Origin of the sequence: Microbacterium sp. NPDC055988 (assembly GCF_042269505.1) — a bacterium.
GTDB lineage: Bacteria > Actinomycetota > Actinomycetes > Actinomycetales > Microbacteriaceae > Microbacterium.
Map to the genome: position 1 here is coordinate 1,117,469 of NZ_JBHJXY010000001.1, position 18,614 is coordinate 1,136,082.

The following is an 18,614-nucleotide window of genomic DNA, read 5'->3' on the forward strand; positions in this document are numbered from 1 at the left end:
TCAGAAGAAGCCCATCGGCCCTTCGGCGTACGAGACGAGGAGGTTCTTCGTCTGCTGGTAGTGGTCGAGCATCATCTTGTGGTTCTCGCGACCCACGCCCGACTGCTTGTACCCGCCGAACGCGGCGTGTGCCGGGTACTGGTGGTACGTGTTCGTCCACACGCGTCCGGCCTCGATCGCCCGTCCTGCACGGTAGGCGGTGTCGCCGCTGCGGCTCCACACACCCGCGCCGAGCCCGTAGAGGGTGTCGTTGGCGATCGAGATCGCGTCGTCGAAGCCGTCGAACGAGGTGACCGACAGCACGGGCCCGAAGATCTCCTCCTGGAAGATGCGCATGTCGTTCGTGCCCTCGAACACGGTCGGGGCGACGTAGAAACCTTCGCTGAGGTCACCGCCGAGGTCCACACGGTCGCCGCCGGTCAGGAGCCGCGCCCCGCCCTGCTTGCCGATGTCGATGTAGCTGAGGATCTTCTCCAGCTGGTCGTTCGACGCCTGCGCCCCGATCATGGTCGCGGGGTCGAGAGGGTTTCCCTGGACGACCTTGCCGACCCGCTCCAGCCCGTCGGCGAGGAAGCCGTCGTAGATCGACCGCTGGATCAGCGCGCGCGACGGGCAGGTGCACACCTCGCCCTGGTTCAGCGCGAACATCGTGAAACCCTCGAGCGCCTTGTCGTAGAACGGGTCGCTGGTCGAGCGCGCGACGTCTTCGAAGAACACGTTCGGGCTCTTGCCCCCGAGTTCCAGAGTCACGGGGATGAGGTTCTGCGAGGCGTACTGCATGATGAGCCGCCCGGTCGTGGTCTCTCCGGTGAAGGCGACCTTGCGGATGCGCTTGTGCTGCGCGAGCGGAGCGCCCGCCTCGATGCCGAACCCGTTGACGATGTTCACGACACCGGCGGGCAGCAGGTCGCCGATGATGTCGAACAGGAAGAGCAGGGATGCCGGGGTCTGCTCGGCCGGCTTGATCACGACGCAGTTGCCCGCGGCGAGCGCCGGAGCAAGCTTCCACACCGCCATGAGGATCGGGAAGTTCCACGGGATGATCTGGCCGACCACCCCGAGCGGCTCGTGGAAGTGGTACGCGACGGTGTTCTCGTCGAGTTGGCTGATGCCGCCCTCCTGCGCGCGGAGCACCCCGGCGAAATAGCGGAAGTGGTCGACGGCGAGCGGGATGTCGGCGGCGAGCGTCTCGCGCACGGGCTTGCCGTTCTCCCAGGTCTCGGCGACCGCGATCTCCTCGAGGTGCTGCTCGATGCGGTCGGCGATGCGGTTGAGGATCACCGACCGCTCCGCCGGGCTGGTCTTGCCCCAACTCGCGAAGGCCTTCCAGGCGACGTCGACCGCGCGGTCGATGTCTTCCGCGGTTCCGCGGCCGACCTCGGTGAAGGGCTTGCCGTTCACCGGACTGACGTTCTCGAAGTACTGGCCCTTGACGGGCGCGACGAACTCGCCGCCGATGTAGTGGCCGTACTGCGGGCGGTAGTTCGCGACGGCGCCCGGCTGACCGGGAGCGGCGTAGGCGAGGGACACGTCTTCTTCGACGATGCTCATGGGGGTCTCCTTCGACGGAGCCGCGCTTCGGTTCGCGGCTGTGCTCCGAAGGTAGGTCGTGCGAGGTTGCACCCCGATGCGCAACGTTGCAATATATTGCGTCACTCACGGAGGGCGGCGGCGAAGGCCCGAAAGCGCTCGGCCATGGCCTCCGGTGCTTCTGCCACGGTGAAGTGCCCGCCCCGATCGAGCCGTTCGAAGACGCGCAGGTCCGTGTAGAAGCGCCGGGCGAGCGACTCCGGGTAGTCGTGCTCGTGGCGCTGCACGTAGACGACGGCGGGAACGTCGACCGGCGGCATCGCATCCGGGGTGTCGGCCCCCTCGTAGTAGGGGCGGAAAGAAGTCCCGATGCTCTGCGTGAGCCAGTAGATCATCGCCTCGGTGAGGATGCGATCTCGCGAGATGACCGCCTCGACGGATGCGGGATCGTCGCTCGGGGTGTCCGACCACTCGGCCAGCTTCTCGGCGATCCAGGCGAGGAGCCCGGCCGGAGAGTCGTTGAGAGCGGTGGCGAGCGTGTCGGGGCGTGCCCACTGCACGTGCCCGTACGATCCGTTCGGGCCGTGTTCGGCCTCGAGCCGCGCGAAGAACGCCCGGACCTCCGGCTCGTCCGATGCCTCACGCTCGGCGGGCGTGCCGAAGTGGGCGTGCGTCGCGACGATGCCGGCGACCTGGCTCGGATACGCCCCGGCGATGAGGTCGCTGACGTTGGCCGTGACGTCTTCGCCGTAGGTGATGTAGCTCTCGTAGCCGAGCACATCGGTCATGAGCCGGTGCATGGTCTCGGCGATCCGACGCTCGCTCATCGGTCCGTCTGCGTACGGCTGCGAGAAAGCGAATCCCGGGAGGCTGGCGACGACGACGTCGAAGTCGGGCAGCATCGTCGTGATGTCCAGCTGCAGCGCGAAGGTGTGGGGCCAGCCGTGCATGATCAGCAGCACCGGGGCATCGGCGCGCTCCGATCTCACGTGAGCGAAATGGATGTCGGTGCCGTCGATGTCGACCAGGAACTGCGGGAACCCGGCCAGCCACTCCTCGCGTGCTCTCCAGTCCCAGTCGCCCCAGGTCTCGACCAGTTCTCGCAGCCACCGGGCGTTCATCCCCGATGGCATCCGCCTCGGGGAATCCTCGAGGAGCCTGGTCTTTCGGAGTCGCGCTCGCAGGTCGTCGAGCACTTCGTCGGGGACGTGGAGTCGGAACGGCCGGATCTCGGACATGCGTGCACGGTACTCCTCGCCTCCGACACCGGGTGACTACCCTTCGAAGCGAGCCCTCAGTCGGCGGCGAGGCGCTCGATGCGGGCGACCACTCCCGCGCGCTTCGGCGATCGCGCCGGGAGCATCTCCAGGGCGAGGCGCAGCGCTTCGGCATCAGCCTGGCCCTCCGGGATCTCCGCGTAGGAGAGCAGCACGTCGAGGCTGGCCTCGGACAGCATCGCCTCGTGCAGCGCCGCCCGCACCGATTCGCGGAAGTCCTCGACTCCGGGCGACGTCGACTCGGGCAGCACCGGTCCCCGATAGGCGGTGAGCGCCACACGGTGAGCTCCTCGGTCGAGCAGGGAGAGCACATCGTGCGCATCCGTGTCGAGCGCGACGGGCAGTCGATACGGGCGCGACTCCGGTACCAGGTCCGGGGCCGTGCGCTCGAGCACCTTGCGCAGACGCACCATCTCCGGCCGCAGAGTGTCGGGTGAGACGGAGGGGCCGTAGACGAGCTCGGACAGCCGCTCTGCGGACAGCCCCTGACGATGCACGGCGAGCATCAGCAGGATGGCGGCGTGCCTCGCACTGAGCTCGATCACCGACTCGCCGTGCTCCGACTCCGTCTCCAGCCGAGCACGGTCACGGCCGAGCACATGCAGAGTCGCCCGAGCGGTCACCGGCGTGCGCGGCTTCGACGTCGTGGGCTTGCTCCGGGGCGCCTCGCTCCGTTCCCGCAGGCGCGCCACCATCAGCTCCGACTCCACGGCACGTGCGGTCGCGTCGACCAGCAGCCGAGCCTGCGGCGAGACGACATCCGAACCACCGGTGATGTCGATCACACCCAGCACGCGCTTCGTCTCCGGGTCGCGCACAGGCGCGGCCGTGCAGGACCACGGATGCACGAGCCTGTTGTAGTGCTCGGCACCGCGGATCTGCACCGACTGCCCGAGTTCGAGGGCGGTTCCCGGTGCACTCGTGCCGACGGCATCCTCCGACCAGTTCGCTCCGGCGACGAAACCCATATCGTCGGTGAGCGTGCGGAGTCGATGATCGCCCTCGATCCAGAGCAGACGCCCGGCCTGGTCCCCCACCGCGATGATCACCCCCGTGTCCTCGGTGTCGCCGGGCAGCAGCAGTGCACGGATCATGTCCATGGCCGACGCGAGCGGGTGCGCGAGGCGATACTCGTCGAGCTCGTCGCTGACCAGTTCGAGTGGAGGAGCCGCCTCGGGCCCGACCCTGCGCCGCCACGACCGCTCCCACGACTCGCGGACCAGGGGTCGCACCTCCTGCAGGCGCCGGTCGTCGAGGTTGCCGGCGAGGAGCTCCTCATGCGCACGCTCGATGAGCAGTCGCGATGTCGCCGGAAGCGACTCGCCGGGTACCTGCCACGGCGCAGACACAGCGGTCTCCGATCGTCGAGAGCATGCGTTGCCTCAGTGTACGAGCCGCGCGTGCCCGAGGGAACACCCGCCCCGTCAGCGGATGAGCCCGGCGACCAGGTCGTCGATCACCTCGTCGGTGGAGGTGTCCGGATCGATCGGCGAGGTGAGCCGGTCGAGCAGCAAGCCATCGATGGCGTAGTGGAACAGGGCGATCTCCCGGCGTCCGCCCGGGAGGCCGGCCTCGGTGTTGAAGGCGACGTCGCCGTCGAAGCCCGCCCGCTGCCAGGCGCCGAGGACCGCGGCGATCTCGGGCCGACGCCCTCCTTCGAGTCGCAGTTCGAACAGGGCAAGGGTCACGTCCCGGTCCTCGGTCAGCCGTCGCACGATGTCGCGGATGTAGTCGGCGAACAGAGCAGGGCCGGGCGTGGCGGTCGCACGCCGCTCCATGTCGTCGGGGGTGGGTGCGAGGCGCTCCCCGATCCGCTCGACGAGGCCCTCGATCAACGCATCCCGACTGCGGAAGTAGTTCGAGGTCGTGCCCGTCGGAACCTGCGCGGCGATGTCGACCGCACGGTGGGTGAGGCCCCGGGAACCCTCTCGTGCGAGGACCGTGAGCCCGGCATCGGCGATCGTCCGCCGGCGTGAATCGTTCTTGACCATGAGAAGAGACTAGCGCAATCACTACACCTGTTGTACTGTAACTGCTACATCTGTAGTTATTGGAGAATCATGCGAGAACTCGTGTATTACGCCGCCGTCACCCTCGACGGCTACATCGCCGGCCCGAACGGCGAGTTCGACGCCTTCCTCATCGAGGGCGACCACATGGACGGCATCAATCGCCGCTTCGCCGACACGCTCCCCACCGTCGCGGCCGAAGCGCTCGGCATCCCCCAGAAGCGCGACGTGTTCGACACGGTCCTGATGGGCTGGAACACCTATCAAGTGGGCGGGCTGCCCAGCCCGTACTCGCACCTGCGCCAGATCGTGTTCAGTCGCACGAAGACCGCCGAGGCCGAGAACCTCGAGGTCACCGCTGAGAACCCGGTCGACGTCGTGCGGCGACTGAAGCAGGAGGACGGCGCCGACATCTGGCTCTGCGGAGGCGGGGCTCTCGCCGCATCGCTCGCCGACGAGATCGACCGTCTCGTGCTGAAGCGTCAGCCCCTGCTGTTCGGATCGGGAATCCCGCTGTTCGGCGAGCGCCCGTATCACCCCGAACGCTTCGACCCGGTCGAGACCATCGCGTACGAGAGCGGGGTCGTGTTCACCGAATTAGAGCGCCGACGCGAGGGGTGACGCAACGCGGGACGAGTGCTAGCATTGTGCTGTCAGGAGGCAGACATGGCAACCGTGACCATCCGCAATCTCAGCGATGACGTCGTCGTCGCGCTCAAGGAACGTGCCCGGCGAAACTCCCGCTCGATGGAGGCCGAGGTGCGCGATGTGCTGACCCGGTTGGCGAAGGGCGACGCGAGCGGGCTCGAGGCGCAACTCGAGCAGCGGGTGCCCCGGCCGCGGCGGTGGTCCGTTCCATCGAGCGAGATCATGGCATGGATCGACGCGAATCCCTCGACTCCGGAACAGGACAAGATGCGGGAGGAATGGGCGGCGGAACTCGAGGCCGATCGGAAGAACCCGCTGTTCGACGAGTCCATCCGTGACCCGTGGGAGAACCGTGATTCTTCTTGACACGGATGTGCTCATCCGCATCCGGTACGTACGCCTTCCGGCGGACGAAGTCGCCTTGAGCGCGCTCTCTTTCGCAGAACTTCGATTCGGTATCGAGCGCGCGACCGAACCCGACGTCCGCCGCGAGCGCCAGATGGACCTCGCTCGGGTCACGACCATGTTCCACAGCGACTGGCTGCCCTTCGACACCGCCGCCGCCGATTCATATGCCAGACTCGCGGCGCACGTAGCCACAAGACGTCCCGCCCACGCCCGAAGCACGGACATCATGCTGGCCGGTCACGCCTACGCGCTCGGCGCGGCATTCCTCACCTTCAACCCGAAGGATTTCGAGCTCGTGTCCGACGAAGTCGAGATCATCGTCCCCGAGCTGCGTTGAGGCGTCAGTCGCGCGCGGCCCACCACTCCCGAAGCCGCTGCTCGGCGACTTCGGGGCCGAGAACACCCTCGTCCAGACGCAGATCGAGCAGGAACTTGTACGCCTCGCCCACCTCACGGCCGGGCGAGATGCCGAGCACCTCCTGGATGCGGTTGCCGTCGATCTCCGGACGGATGGAGTCGAGTTCCTCCTGCTCGCGCAGCGCTGCGATGCGCGACTCGATGTCGTCGTAGGCGCTTGCCAGTCGACCAGCCTTGCGCTTGTTGCGGGTGGTGACGTCGGCGCGGGTGAGGATGTGCAGGCGCTCCAGCAGGTCACCCGCATCCCGCACGTAGCGCCGCACCGCGGCATCCGTCCACGCTCCCTCCGCATAGCCGAAGAAACGCAGATGCAGTTCGATCAGGGTGGACACCGCATCCGTCGTGGCGGTGTCGAACCGCAGCGACTGCAGGCGCTTGCGAGCCATGCGCGATCCGACGACGTCGTGGTGGTGGAAGGTCACCACTCCCCCGGGCTCGAGCTTGCGCGTGCGCGGCTTGCCGATGTCGTGCAGCAGCGCGGCGAGGCGCAGCGGCACATCGGGGGCGGCACCCGGATGCCGGGAGTTCTCGAGCTCGATCGCCTGACTGAGCACGGTGAGCGAGTGCTCGTAGACGTCTTTGTGGTGGTGGTGCTCGTCGACTTCGAGGCGCAGTTCGGTGACCTCGGGGAGGAACTCGTCGATCAGGCCCGTCTCGACCAGGACGCGGATGCCGCGCACCGGGTCGTCGGTCTGCATGAGACGCACGAGTTCGGACTGGATGCGCTCCGGGCTAACGATTTTGAGGGTCTCGCGCAGTTCGGCGATCGCCCCGGCCGTGGCCTCCTCGACGCGGAATCCGAGTTGAGCGCTGAAGCGGGCTGCACGAAGCATCCGCAGCGGGTCGTCGCCGAACGAGATCCGGGGGTCTGCGGGAGTGCGCAGGGTGCCGGCGAGGAGGTCTTCCACCCCGCCGGTCGGGTCGACGAGCTTGACGGACGGCACCTGCAGCGCCATGGAGTTGACGGTGAAGTCGCGGCGCACGAGGTCGCCGTCGATCGTGTCGCCGAACTCGACCGTGGGCTTGCGGGTCACGCCGTCGTAGCTGTCGGCGCGGTAGGTCGTGATCTCGACCTGCTCGCCCTGCACCCGCGCGCCGATCGTGCCGAACGCGCGGCCGATGTCCCACTGCGCGGTCGAGATCGGCGTGACGATGGCGAGGATCTCGTCGGGAGAGGCGTTCGTCGTGAAGTCGAGGTCGTGCGTCGCCCGGCCCAGCAGCGCATCGCGCACCGGACCACCGACCACGGCCAGATCGAAGCCGGCATCCGCGAACGCCGTCGCGAGGGTGCGCACGACCGGGTTCTCGGCGAGCGCGCCGAGACGGGCGAGGCCGTCGGCCATGTTGAGCATGGTTTCCAGCGTACCCGGGTGGGCCGATGGGGATTCGGCAGGTACCGGACGCACCGTTCACCCGAGATGTTCCTCAGTCAGCAGCCAACGCAGGCGGATTCCACAGATCCATGGCAGTCCAATTCGAGGGGAAGCCCATGCTGTCGATACCAAGGTGCGCAACGGTTGGAAAGGTGGCGATGAGACCCCTCAGGTGCTCGACCCACTCCGCGTGTCCGGAGATGCTGCGAAGCAGATAAGCCATCACAGCCAAAGCGTTGTACAAGCCAAAATCCTTCGTCGGGGTGCTGAGTTCACGAAGGTGCGCGAGTTCGGGCACGCTGTTGCTCTTGGGACGGGTAGGGGCGACGACGAGTCTCCTGTTGAACAGTCGAGCCTGATGAGCCGCGACATTTCTCACGTAGTTCGTACTTGCGATCCAACTCGCGAGCACAGTCTTGCTGGGCACCCGATAGTGGCGAGCGACACGGGTGGCGACGTCGTTCTGCAGTCCGGTGTAGAGCGTCGCGAGGTGCCCGAGTTCGAGGACTTCAGTCAGTGCCCAGATCGGCATCTGACCGTCGTACTTCTTCCGAAAGTGCTCAACGAACGCCTCCTTGGAATTGACGCGTCGTGCATCAACACGGGCCAGCCATTCGGCATGCTTACTCGTCTTCCTATCGCTCACAGGATCGGCGCGAGGCTCGACGAATGATGTCGTGAACGTTCGTTGATCGAGGTGTGCGAAGGCTGACCGCTGACCCAGAATGTAGCCGATTTGGGTGCGAAGCGAGACTTCGATGCGTTCCACGGCTTCGAGGACGTGGAGTCGCAGCGCGCGATCGAACTGGATGAGCGCCGAAGCATGTTCGATTCGTGTGCCATGCCGGTAGTTGCTGAGCACGCGTACAGACCGACGTCCTGACTCCTCGACGACGCTCAGGGACTCGCGGGACGGGTAGAGGTACCCGGTGAGACGGTAGTACCCAACTTCTTCAAGCAGAAGTAGTGCGTTCTCCTCGTCGTCCACGATCAGTCCCCTACCGCACAACTGCGCGACCTGATCTTCGATCGACAGCCATGGTTTGGTGTACTCGACCACACGTCCCCCAAAAGAAAATCAGCCCGAGCCGTGAGGCGAGCGGGCTGATCGTGATGTCACCACTCTACCAGCCCCCGCGCAGGATCACCCCTCACGACAAGGAGAACCAGCCCAGAGCCGCACCGTATATCGGAAGCAGCGCAAGCGCCGCGAGCTCAAGCACCGCCACGGTCGACGAGACGACCCACCCGGCGATGATCAAGCCACGGCGGGCATCCGCTTCAAGGCGCCGTTGCCACGTGGCGGCGATCGCCAAGACGAGTGCAAGAGGGGGCAGCGGGCTCACACAGATCGCTATCCCTGCCAAAGCCCGCCATACCCGAGGTTCGGCCTTCAGTTCCTGTTGCTGCAAACGGGCGATCTGTAACTCGAGATTCTGTCGTGCCACGGAGAACAGAGGCGACGTGACCCGCCCTCGGCCACGCGGGATGAGAAGAACAGCCACGGTCATTGCCGCGGGTAAAGGCAGAGCAAGTCCATAGCCGAGCCCCTGCAAGTAGACGACGGTGTCGTCCTCACCTCCGACTCGCATCGCTGTCGCTGTCGTCGCTGCCTCCATGGCGACGACGACGGTGACCATCGCCGGAGGAACGAGGGTCACCACCACATCGAGGATCTTCGACTGGAGTAGCGACGGGAGCACCTGAACGGCGGTTCCCACCGCGAAGAGCGTGAGCACGAGCGCGAAGATCACAAAGACGCCCGTGAGGGCGCCGTCGTGAAACACCTGGTGGACACCCACACCTGCGACGCCGATGAACACCAGGCCGAAGATCGCACCCTGCATCCCCATCGAGGTCTTCGGGTGAGGATCGCTCCGTCCAATAACGCGTCTGAGGGCCGCTTCCATCTGCCCAACCGTCCGCGCGACGCGCTCCTTCCCCAATTCGAGGCGCGCTGCTTCGGCATCGGCCTGAACCGCTGCGTCCGCCGCGATGAGCATGGTGAGTGTCGCGCCGATCGGCACCCCGAAGACCTCGACGACATTGACGGTGGCCGCGGGCAGATTCTGTGCGCACGCACCGACGAAAGTCGAGAGCGCGACGTAAGAGGAGGCCAGCGCCACGAAGAAGGCCACACGGCCCCAGAACTGGCGGTGCGCGACAGCATCGTCACGCCCGTGGTTTTCCGGATCGCGCGGCATCCTGAGCAACAGTTGCAATGCGATGGAAGCGGGCAGAAGCAGGATGAGGGCGCTGCCTCCCTGCTCGACGGCCAGGGCTGCGGGCTTGAGGACTGCGGTGGCTGGTCCGCCGCCGGCGCTGGAAGCTAACAGTGATGCCAGCAGCGCCTGCATGCCAACCAGAAGCACGGCGAGGGCAGCGACTACGCCCACCGCTCGTCCGAGCGAATGCGCGTATCGGGTCTCGGCCAGCAGGACAGCGTCACTTTCGACCACAGCGTCCGGTGCGGTCGCGGCACGAGGAGTGAACGCGCCCCTCCAGAGACCTGTGAATCGTCGGACGAGGCGGGATCTGGGCACTGGGCTCCCTTCAGTGGCCCCCGCCCAACAGGACCGTAGCGAAATCTCTGTCGACCGGAACGTCGGACCCTCCGATTTCGACAGGCGGCATTCCGATACTCGGCGCGCTGTTCACCTCCCCGTCGCCCGCGGGCCAGACCCCGGCCATCCGACACCGATGGGGTGGAGGAGCCCCGTGCGGCTGAGCACGGAACCCCACCCCACGAAGGACTGACATGACCTCCCCCACCCCTGCGGTGCGGTGGCGGCGTCACGGACTGACGTCCGTCGCGCTCCTCGCCCTGCTCGGCGGCGCCGTCGTCGCCCCCGCGGCCCTCGCCGCCCCGGAACCCGAGGTGCCGACCGGCTCGCTGGTCACCGGCGACACCGCCTGGCACTATCTCGACGATGGATCCGACCCGTCGCCCGCACCGGCCGCGATCCGCGACTGGACGCAACCGACGTTCGACGACGGCTCCTGGAAGACCGCCCCGGGCTCGTTCGGGGCGAAGAACGGCAAGCTCGGCGCCGTGGGCCCGCAGACGCCGAAGACGCTCCTGAACCACTACCTCGACGGCGTGAAGGCGCCGACCGTGCCGACGTACTTCTTCCGCACGACGTTCGAGCTGGAAGCGGGCGTGGCCGAGAAGGTCGCGGCGCTGCAGAGCACGATCACCTACGACGACGCCGTGATCGTGTGGATCAACGGCCAAGAGGTCGCCCGTTACGTCGACGGCCGCATCACCGACACCAAGAACGTCGAGTACGCCGGCGACTCCAACGGCGACCCGCTCACGAGCACGTTCAGCGCCGAGGGGGAGCTGCTGCACGACGGCACCAACACGATCGCCGTGTCGCTGTTCCAGGACCGCGAGACCAGCTCGGACATCTACTTCGACATGTCGTCGCTGACCCTGGTCGAGGCATCCGACCCCGGCACGCCCGTGATCGCCCCGCCGACCCGGGTCATCCTGACTCCCACCGAGCAGCCCGCCGTCTCGCAGGCGTTCTCGTGGCTCGCCGGTGACGCCTCGCACACGGTCGGACAGGTCGAGATCGCCCCGACGGCGGGTGGCGACGTCCGCACCGTCGACGCCTACGACGCCGGCGTGGTCAACGGAAACCCGAACAAGCACTTCTCGGCGACCGTCACGGGGCTGACCGCCGCGACCCAGTACCGCTATCGCGTCGGCCTTCCCGGCAGCTGGAGCGACTGGTACGAGTTCCGCACGGCTGACCCGTCGGCGACCGACTTCCAGTTCATCTACTACGGCGACGCGCAGATCGGCCTCGACACCACGTGGCCGAGCGTCGTGAAGCAGGCCGAGGCGAACGCTCCCCGCTCGATCGGCTCGGTGCACGCGGGTGACCTCATCAACACGTCCAGCAACGAGAACGAGTGGGTCAACTGGTTCAAGGGCATGAAGGACTCGGCCGTACGCACCAACGTGATGGCCGCCCCCGGCAACCACGAGTACTCCGGCGACAAGCTGCTCACGGCATGGAAGGCCGCTTTCGAGTACCCGCACAACAACCCGTCGATGAGTTCGATCGGCGAACTGGCCGACCTCGCCAAGGGCGACACCGAGGTCGCGGCCCAGTACCGCTCGCTGTTCGAGCACTGGAGCGCATTCGCCGCCGAGACCGCGTACTACACCGACTACCAGGGCGTGCGCTTCATCACGCTCAACGCGACGCGCGACGCGACCTTCCTCACCCCGCCGGCACTGCCGTCGTGCTCGGGTGCGGACTGCCCGATCGTGAAGGGCGAAGAACTGTGGATCCGCTTCCAGGGCGCCTGGCTCGACCTGCTGCTGCAGAACAGCCCGTCGAAGTGGAACGTCGTCACCTTCCACCAGCCGGTCTTCTCGGCATCCGAGGGTCGCGACGAGCCGAAGCTCCGCGCCGACTGGGTGCCCGTGTTCCAGCGCAACGACATCGACCTGGTCCTCATGGGCCACGACCACACGTACGCCCGCGGCTACGTGAACACCGACGCGACCGAGACGCCCGGCATCACCACGGGCCCGGTGTACGTCGTGTCGAACTCGGGCGCGAAGCACTACGAGCTCGAGACGCCGGAGAAGAACGTCTGGACCAACAACGGCGCCACCCAGGTGCTGCGCGGCCAGGGCGTCACGACCTACCAGGTGATCGACGTGTCGAAGAACCAGCTCGTCTACCGCTCGTACCTGGCGGAGAAGCAGCCGGATGCCACCACCGATCTCCCCGTCGGAGCCGTGTACGACACGTTCACGGTGACGAAGTCGGATGCCGGCGAGAAGTGGGTCACCGAGAAGGGCGTCGCGCCTCCGGTCACGCCGGAGCCCGAGGCTCCCGCCGAGATCGAGCTGGGCGCAGCATCCGTCACGGCCGGCGGCACCCTCGCGGTCTCGGGCAGCGGCTTCGCGGAAGGCGCTGAGCTGCGGCTCGAACTGCGCTCCGACCCGGTGCAGCTGGGCACGGCCACCGCCGACGCCGACGGGTCGTTCCAGCGCACGGTGACCATCCCGGCGAATACCCCGGCCGGGGCGCACACGCTCGCCGCGATCCTGCCGGACGGCACAGAGGTCACGGCCTCGGTCACCGTCACCGCGGTGTCCGGTGGCGGAGCGGTCACTCCGGGCGACGGTTCGGGCGGCGCGACGGACGGCGACCTCGCCACCACGGGCGCCGACAGCATGCCGTACCTCGTCGCGGCGGTCGTGCTCCTGGCGGCGGGCTTCGGCCTGTTCGCGATGCGCCGCCGTCGGCAGCACGCGGCGGTGGAGGTCGTCGACGCGGAGTAGTCCGCAGCATCCGCTCTCCAGGGCGCCGTCGGATTCGTCCGGCGGCGCCCTTTTGCGCCCCCGTCCCGACACAACTTCGGAGTTCCGCCGCGACACGCCGCAGGCGGCCGGCTCGGTGCGGCGTGTCGGCCGCGATCTCCGAAGCTGTGTCGGGAGCTCGGGAGCCTGGGCGCGAGGGGCGGCACAGCCATAGGATCGCGGCATGGCCGACGATGACGTGCATTCCTCCCCCGCACCCGACACCTCGCGCCGAGGTTTCTTCAAGATCGGCGGTGCGGCCCTCGCGGGCGCGGTCGTCGGCGGCGCGGGGGGTGCGGCGATCGGAGCGTCGGTCGCGGCCGGTGCTCGCGACGGGTTCGCCGACGAGCCGGACCCCTTCGCCGCGCTGACCCCGCGCAGCGAACCCGGGTTCGACCACATCGTGGTCGTGATGGGCGAGAACCGCTCGTTCGACAACCTCCTCGGGTATCTGTACTCGAAGGAGAACCTCCCGGCGGGTGAGAAGTTCGAGGGCCTGGCGTTCGGCACGCACAACAACACGGCTTCCGACGGCACGGTGGTCGAGGCGCACGTCTACGAGGGCGAGACCGATCGCATCATGAGCCACCCCGACCCCGATCCGGGTGAGGAGTATCCGCACGTCAACACCCAGATCTTCGGAACCGTGGACCCGAAGTCGAACGCCGAGCTCTTCGTCGACCAGATGGAGGCGCCGTACAACGCGCCGACCGACGGCGAGAAGGCGTCGATGTCGGGATTCCTCCAGGACTACATCATCAACTTCCGCCGCCTGCGCAAGGGCAAGGAGCCGACCGTCGACGAGGCGAAGCACATCATGGGCTCCTTCTCGCCCGCGATGCTGCCGGTGCTGTCGACGCTCGCGGCCGAGTTCGCGGTGTTCGACCACTGGTACGCCGGCGTCCCGTCGCAGACGTTCTGCAATCGCTCGTTCTTCCACGCCTCGACCTCGCACGGCTTCGTGACGAACCAGGGCGGCGGCGGCTACGACAAGTGGATCGACGCGCCCGCGGCCCCGACCGTGTTCAACCGGCTCGAGGAGAAGAAGCTCGACTGGAAGATCTACATCGACAAGCTCCAGCTCGTCTCCTTCACGGGCATGCTGCACGCGCCGGTGCTGGAGAAGTACTGGCGCACGGACCACTTCGGCACTATGGAGGACTTCTACGCCGATGTGAAGGACGGGAAGCTCCCCGCCTACGCGTTCATCGAGCCGCGGATGGTCTACGACCACAACGACTTCCACCCGCCGTTCGGCTCACCGCGCGAGAGCTTCGTCGAGGGCGAGGAGGTCTTCGACAGTGCGATCTCCGACGTGCGCGCCGGCGATCTGCTGATCCACGAGATCTACGAGGCGGTGCGCACGAGCACGTCTCCGACGGGGTCGAACGCCGTCAACACCCTGCTGCTGATCACATTCGACGAACACGGCGGATGCTACGACCACGTACCGCCGCCCGCGGCGACGAAGCCGACCAAGGATACGAAGGCGGGCGAGATGGGGTTCACCTTCGATCGACTCGGATGCCGCGTCCCGGCGATCGCGGTGTCGGCGTACACGAAGCGCGGCACCATCATCCACGACGAGATGCACCACGGGTCGGTCACGGCGACGCTCTCGCGCCTGCACGGCCTGAAGCCGCTCAACGACCGGGACGCCTCGGCCAACACGCTGTTCAACGTGGTGAATCTCGATCAGCCCCGGCATCCGGCCGACTGGCCGACGACGAAGCCCTCCTACACGCCGCCGAACCCGGAGGAAGCGGTGCCGCAACCCGATCTCAAGGAGCACCTCAAGCCGCTGACGCCGCCGGCGCGCGGACTGCTCGGGCTGCTTCTGGCGCGCTACGGCAAGCCCGGGGAGAAGGAGCCGGAGACGTTCGCCGACGCGTACAAGCTCCTCCATGAGCACGGCGAAGAGCTCTTCGGCCCCGCGAAGAGCAGCTGAGCGCGGTCGCGCACTCTTCGCCTGCGGTCGCACGATTTCCCGGGAAATGTGCGACGCGGGTGCGGTTCTCCGTCGTGGCTACTTCCGCGCGGAGCGCCGGCGGCCGAGGATCAGGAGTGTCGCGCCGAGCACGAGAACGGCAGCACCGCCTGCGGCCCAGGCCAGCGTCTCGGGCCCCAACCCGGTGGCGGGCAACGCATCGCTCCCTCCACCGGCCGGCGGAGTGCTCGGGTCCGGCGGGTCCGTGGGGTCCGGCGGCACCACGACGACATCCGCGGCGAGCGTGAAGTCCTGCTCGGCGATGACGTCACCGGCGGCGGTGATCACGACCGTGCGCGTCGGCGAGCCGACGACGCTCGTGCCCGTCGGAGGAACCACCGTGAGGGTGTAGGTCCCGGGCGGCAGGGCGCCCAGCCCGAACGCGCCGTCCGCGTCGGACGTGAGCTGCTGTGGGGCGCCGGGTCCGGTGAGCGTCACCACCACTCCAGCGACGGGGGCACCGTCGTCGTCGCGCACGGTTCCGTCGATGGCGCCGAGGCGCGCCAGCTCGAAGTCCACGTTCTCCACGTCGACCGCGGCCACCTGTTCGTTCCGCGTGACGGGAGACGTCGCGACGAACCCTGCGGGCGTCGTCATCGTGATCGCGTAGTCACCGGCAGCGAGGCGGGGGAACGAGTAGGCCCCCGATCCATCCGTCACGCGCGTGAGGGTCGCCCCTCCCGGAGCGACCGCAGTCACGGTCACACCGGCCACACCCGTCCCGTCGAACCGAACCGTGCCTCGCAGGTCGGCGTTCTCGGCGACCACGAAGTCGACGTCCGTGATCGGGACCTCGCTGCCGCCCGGAACCGTCACGGGAGACGGCTGAGTGGCGATGGTGTACCCGGGCGGGGTCGTGAGCGAGACCGGATGCGTCCCGACCGCCACCTGGTCGAACAGGTAGCTCCCGTCGGCATCCGTCGTGGTGCTCTGCCCGTCGATCGTCACGGTCGCCCCGGGGATCGGGGCGCCGGTGGTGTCGGTCACTGTTCCGGAGACCGCGACGGGCACGATGTCGCGCAGTCCGAAGTCGGCGACGGCGTCCCCGCCGCTCAGGTTCGCGGCGACCGTGGTCGGCCCGGTCGAGATCTTGCCCGTGGGCGGAGTCACGCGCACGGTGTAGCCGTCAGCGGCGACGAACCCGGGGAAGGAGTACGTTCCGTCCGCAGCGGTCGTCGTGGTTCCTACAACCGTGCCGTTCGCATCGGTCAGCGTGAGCGGGATCCCCCCCACCGGGGCGCCGGTGTCGGTGACCGTGCCGGTGACGTCCTGGGCGATCGACGCGAACCAGGTCTGATAGACCGGCAGTCCCGAGCGGCGCGTGAAGATCAGGCTGAGGGAGCTGATCGGCGTGCTCGGCTCGAACCATGCCGCCGCGCCACTGGTGTCCAGGGCCGCCGCGTTGCCGGTGAGGGTGAGGGTGGTGGCATCCCAGCTCGGCACGTCATCGGCAGCACCCGTGCACGACGGCTTGCCCACGATCCCCGGGGCGCAGTAATTGAACCGTTCCCGCAGCCCGATCTCCGTCGCGTCGAGCACGTGTCCGTCGGGGGCGACGGCGTGGATGCGCACCGAGTCCGCGTCGATGTCTCCGACCGCGAAGGCCCATCCCGAGGTCGGGGTCGGCGTCGCGAAGGAGTAGGTCGTCGTCGAGGGACTCGTGGCCTTGTCGGCCCGGGGGCGCAGGTTCAGGTACGGCTGGTCCCTGCTCGAGCCGTACTTCGCCCCGATCGCGGTGCCATCCGACAGCCAGGTCGAGGCACCGCTGATCACTCCCACCTGTCCGCCGCGTGAATCGCTGGTGACCGTCGCGGTGATCGCGGGCTTCGCCGCCACCTGGACCGACGTCGTGAAGGCTCCGCCCACACCGACGAGCGGCTGCCAGGTCGCCCAGGAGGCGACGGTCGCGGCCGAGGCGGGAAGGGCGCCGACGAGCACGGCGATGAGGACGACGGTTCCGGCGATGGTCGCTCTGCGAGAGGCACGCATGCGGTCAGAGTACTGGTATACCGATCGACGGGGAAGTGAATTCCCGTCGACAGGCGCCCGGTGACCGCGCGAGCCTCACTCAGACGGCGTCGCCCTGAACGGGTCCCTCCGTGTTGGGCTTCCAGCCGAGCGCCGGGGCGACGTGCGTCGCGAACGCCTCCAGCACGTGCAGGTTGCACTCCGGTCCGAGCTGGTTCGGTCGAGGCATTCATTTCGCCTCAACGAGTTGCACCGAGTTCGCGTCAGCTCAGCCTTGGTCTATCGCTGCCGGGAAGCAAGGAACTGACGGACAAGGTGAACAGTTGCAAAAGACAGACCGAACAGGGCGAAGAGCAGGCCTAGAAGCGGCTGAGACTGCCACATCCACTGGACCTCTCCGGCTTCAAAAGTGAACGCAACAGCGAGCAATCCGAACGCGATGCCCACCGGCAAGAAGATTGAACCGACTCGCTTGTTCTTCTCCATCGTGGCTCCTTCATTGGTTCCGGATATCCCGAACGCTACACCCGACTACTTTGATGCGTAAGTGCGAGCCTTATCTGCGGCTACTGGCGCCGGATGATTGATCAGTCGATCGCGTATCCCTCGACGGGGCCCTCCGTGTTGGGCTTCCACCCGAGCGCCGGTGCTACATGCTCAGCGAACGCCTCGAGGATATGTACACAATAAGCAACACCCAATTGGTTCGGGATCGTCAGAAGAAGGGTGTCGGCGGCCATCACGGCCTCGTCCTGCTTCAGCTGCGCGATGAGCACATCCGGCTCGGCGGCGTACGTCTTGCCGAAGGTCGAGCGGAAGCCGTCGATCACACCGATCTGATCGGCGTTCTCCTCGCTGCGCAGCCCGAAGTACGCCCGGTCCATGTCGGAGACGAGCGGGAAGACGCTGCGGCTCACCGAGATCCGAGGGCGGCCGGTGTGCCCTGCCGCTTTGTATGCGGAGCGGAACAGTTCGATCTGCTCGCGCTGCAACTCGTGGAACGGCTGCCCGGTCGCCTCGGTCACGAGGGTCGAGCTCATCATGTTGAGCCCCTTGCGCCCCGTCTCCTCGGCCGTGGCGCGCGAACCCGAGCCCCACCAGATGTGGTCGCGGAGGGTCGGCGACTGGGGCTCGATCGCGAGGTACCGACCGGCACCCACCATGCGCGGGTCGCCGGGAGCGATGCCCTCGCCGTCGATCGCCCGCAGGAACAGGTCGAACTTCTCCCGCGCGAGCACGCTGCCGCGCTCCGGGTCCTCCTCGTCGACGTAGCCGAACGTCTCATAACCGCGCAGAGCCGTCTCGGGTGAACCACGGCTCACGCCGAGCGCGATCCTGCCGTCTGCGATCAGGTCGAGGGCGGCTGCCTCCTCGGCGAACTGGAACGGGTTCTCGTAGCGCATGTCGATCACACCCGTGCCGACTTCGATGCGCTTCGTGCGCGCGGCCATGGCCGACAGCAACGGCATCGGCGACGCCGCCTGGCGTGCCCAGTGATGCACGCGCACCGAGGCGCCGTTCACACCGATCTCGTCGGCGCCTTCGGCGATCTCGATCGTCTGCTTCAACATGTCACCCGCAGTGCGGGTCGCCGATCCGGGAACGTCGGCGTAGTGACCGAAAGAGAGGAATCCGAAAGCCTTCATGATCTATTCCAACGCATGAATC

The 18,614-nt window shown here is 67.4% G+C and carries 15 protein-coding genes and 1 pseudogene; 5 read left to right on the forward strand and 11 right to left on the reverse strand.

Annotation, left to right across the window (positions count from 1 at the left end; translation table 11 throughout):
- The 4 genes from ACFC14_RS05555 to ACFC14_RS05570 all read right to left on the reverse strand — a co-directional run bounded on the left by ACFC14_RS05555 (position 1) and on the right by ACFC14_RS05570 (position 4,798).
- Complete coding sequence (locus ACFC14_RS05555) at positions 1-1,551, reverse strand: aldehyde dehydrogenase family protein (RefSeq protein ID WP_376101666.1); 1,551 nt, start codon at positions 1,549-1,551, stop codon at positions 1-3.
- A gap of 101 nt (positions 1,552-1,652) precedes the next feature.
- The gene (locus ACFC14_RS05560; protein WP_376101668.1) at positions 1,653-2,768 is read right to left on the reverse strand and encodes an epoxide hydrolase family protein; all 1,116 of its coding nucleotides are present in this window, start codon (positions 2,766-2,768) and stop codon (positions 1,653-1,655) included.
- Positions 2,769-2,824: 56 nt separating this feature from the next.
- Complete coding sequence (locus ACFC14_RS05565) at positions 2,825-4,156, reverse strand: GAF domain-containing protein (RefSeq protein WP_376101670.1); 1,332 nt, start codon at positions 4,154-4,156, stop codon at positions 2,825-2,827.
- 75 nt (positions 4,157-4,231) lie between these two features.
- Complete coding sequence (locus tag ACFC14_RS05570) at positions 4,232-4,798, reverse strand: TetR/AcrR family transcriptional regulator (protein ID WP_376101672.1); 567 nt, start codon at positions 4,796-4,798, stop codon at positions 4,232-4,234.
- 69 nt (positions 4,799-4,867) lie between these two features.
- Between ACFC14_RS05570 and ACFC14_RS05575 the strand changes: the two genes are divergently transcribed.
- The 3 genes from ACFC14_RS05575 to ACFC14_RS05585 are packed head-to-tail and all read left to right on the forward strand — an operon-like array spanning position 4,868 to position 6,209.
- Positions 4,868-5,437, forward strand: coding sequence for a dihydrofolate reductase family protein (locus ACFC14_RS05575; RefSeq protein ID WP_376101674.1), 570 nt, complete (start codon positions 4,868-4,870; stop codon positions 5,435-5,437).
- Positions 5,438-5,482: 45 nt separating this feature from the next.
- Positions 5,483-5,830, forward strand: coding sequence for a hypothetical protein (locus tag ACFC14_RS05580; protein ID WP_168429610.1), 348 nt, complete (start codon positions 5,483-5,485; stop codon positions 5,828-5,830).
- Positions 5,817-6,209, forward strand: coding sequence for a PIN domain-containing protein (locus ACFC14_RS05585; RefSeq protein ID WP_376101676.1), 393 nt, complete (start codon positions 5,817-5,819; stop codon positions 6,207-6,209). Before ACFC14_RS05580 ends, ACFC14_RS05585 begins: the two co-directional genes overlap by 14 nt.
- A gap of 4 nt (positions 6,210-6,213) precedes the next feature.
- Here ACFC14_RS05585 and ACFC14_RS05590 read toward each other — a convergent pair whose 3' ends face one another.
- The 3 genes from ACFC14_RS05590 to ACFC14_RS05600 all read right to left on the reverse strand — a co-directional run bounded on the left by ACFC14_RS05590 (position 6,214) and on the right by ACFC14_RS05600 (position 10,019).
- Positions 6,214-7,641: a CCA tRNA nucleotidyltransferase gene (locus tag ACFC14_RS05590; protein WP_376101678.1), complete on the reverse strand. Its 1,428-nt coding sequence runs from the start codon at positions 7,639-7,641 to the stop codon at positions 6,214-6,216.
- Positions 7,642-7,714: 73 nt separating this feature from the next.
- Positions 7,715-8,722, reverse strand: coding sequence for an Abi family protein (locus ACFC14_RS05595; RefSeq protein WP_376101680.1), 1,008 nt, complete (start codon positions 8,720-8,722; stop codon positions 7,715-7,717).
- Positions 8,723-8,813: 91 nt separating this feature from the next.
- Complete coding sequence (locus ACFC14_RS05600) at positions 8,814-10,019, reverse strand: hypothetical protein (RefSeq protein WP_376101682.1); 1,206 nt, start codon at positions 10,017-10,019, stop codon at positions 8,814-8,816.
- A gap of 401 nt (positions 10,020-10,420) precedes the next feature.
- On the opposite strand from ACFC14_RS05600, the gene ACFC14_RS05605 reads away from it, so the two are divergent.
- Together ACFC14_RS05605 and ACFC14_RS05610 are read left to right on the forward strand one after the other, a co-directional pair.
- Positions 10,421-12,973: a fibronectin type III domain-containing protein gene (locus ACFC14_RS05605; RefSeq protein WP_376101684.1), complete on the forward strand. Its 2,553-nt coding sequence runs from the start codon at positions 10,421-10,423 to the stop codon at positions 12,971-12,973.
- Positions 12,974-13,175: 202 nt separating this feature from the next.
- On the forward strand, positions 13,176-14,939 hold the full coding sequence (locus tag ACFC14_RS05610; RefSeq protein ID WP_376101686.1) for an alkaline phosphatase family protein: 1,764 nt from the start codon (positions 13,176-13,178) through the stop codon (positions 14,937-14,939).
- 78 nt (positions 14,940-15,017) lie between these two features.
- Here the strand turns inward: ACFC14_RS05610 and ACFC14_RS05615 are convergent, their stop codons facing one another.
- The 4 genes and pseudogenes from ACFC14_RS05615 to ACFC14_RS05630 all read right to left on the reverse strand — a co-directional run bounded on the left by ACFC14_RS05615 (position 15,018) and on the right by ACFC14_RS05630 (position 18,592).
- Complete coding sequence (locus tag ACFC14_RS05615; RefSeq protein ID WP_376101688.1) at positions 15,018-16,967, reverse strand: collagen binding domain-containing protein; 1,950 nt, start codon at positions 16,965-16,967, stop codon at positions 15,018-15,020.
- A 79-nt stretch (positions 16,968-17,046) separates the two neighbouring features.
- Positions 17,047-17,166, reverse strand: a pseudogene (locus ACFC14_RS05620) (alkane 1-monooxygenase); the annotation flags it as partial.
- A 59-nt stretch (positions 17,167-17,225) separates the two neighbouring features.
- Positions 17,226-17,432 carry a hypothetical protein gene (locus ACFC14_RS05625; protein ID WP_376101690.1) on the reverse strand — a complete coding sequence of 69 codons (207 nt, stop codon included), beginning with the start codon at positions 17,430-17,432 and terminating at the stop codon, positions 17,226-17,228.
- A 101-nt stretch (positions 17,433-17,533) separates the two neighbouring features.
- On the reverse strand, positions 17,534-18,592 hold the full coding sequence (locus tag ACFC14_RS05630) for an LLM class flavin-dependent oxidoreductase (protein WP_376101692.1): 1,059 nt from the start codon (positions 18,590-18,592) through the stop codon (positions 17,534-17,536).
- Between the last annotated feature and the right edge of the window lie 22 nt (positions 18,593-18,614).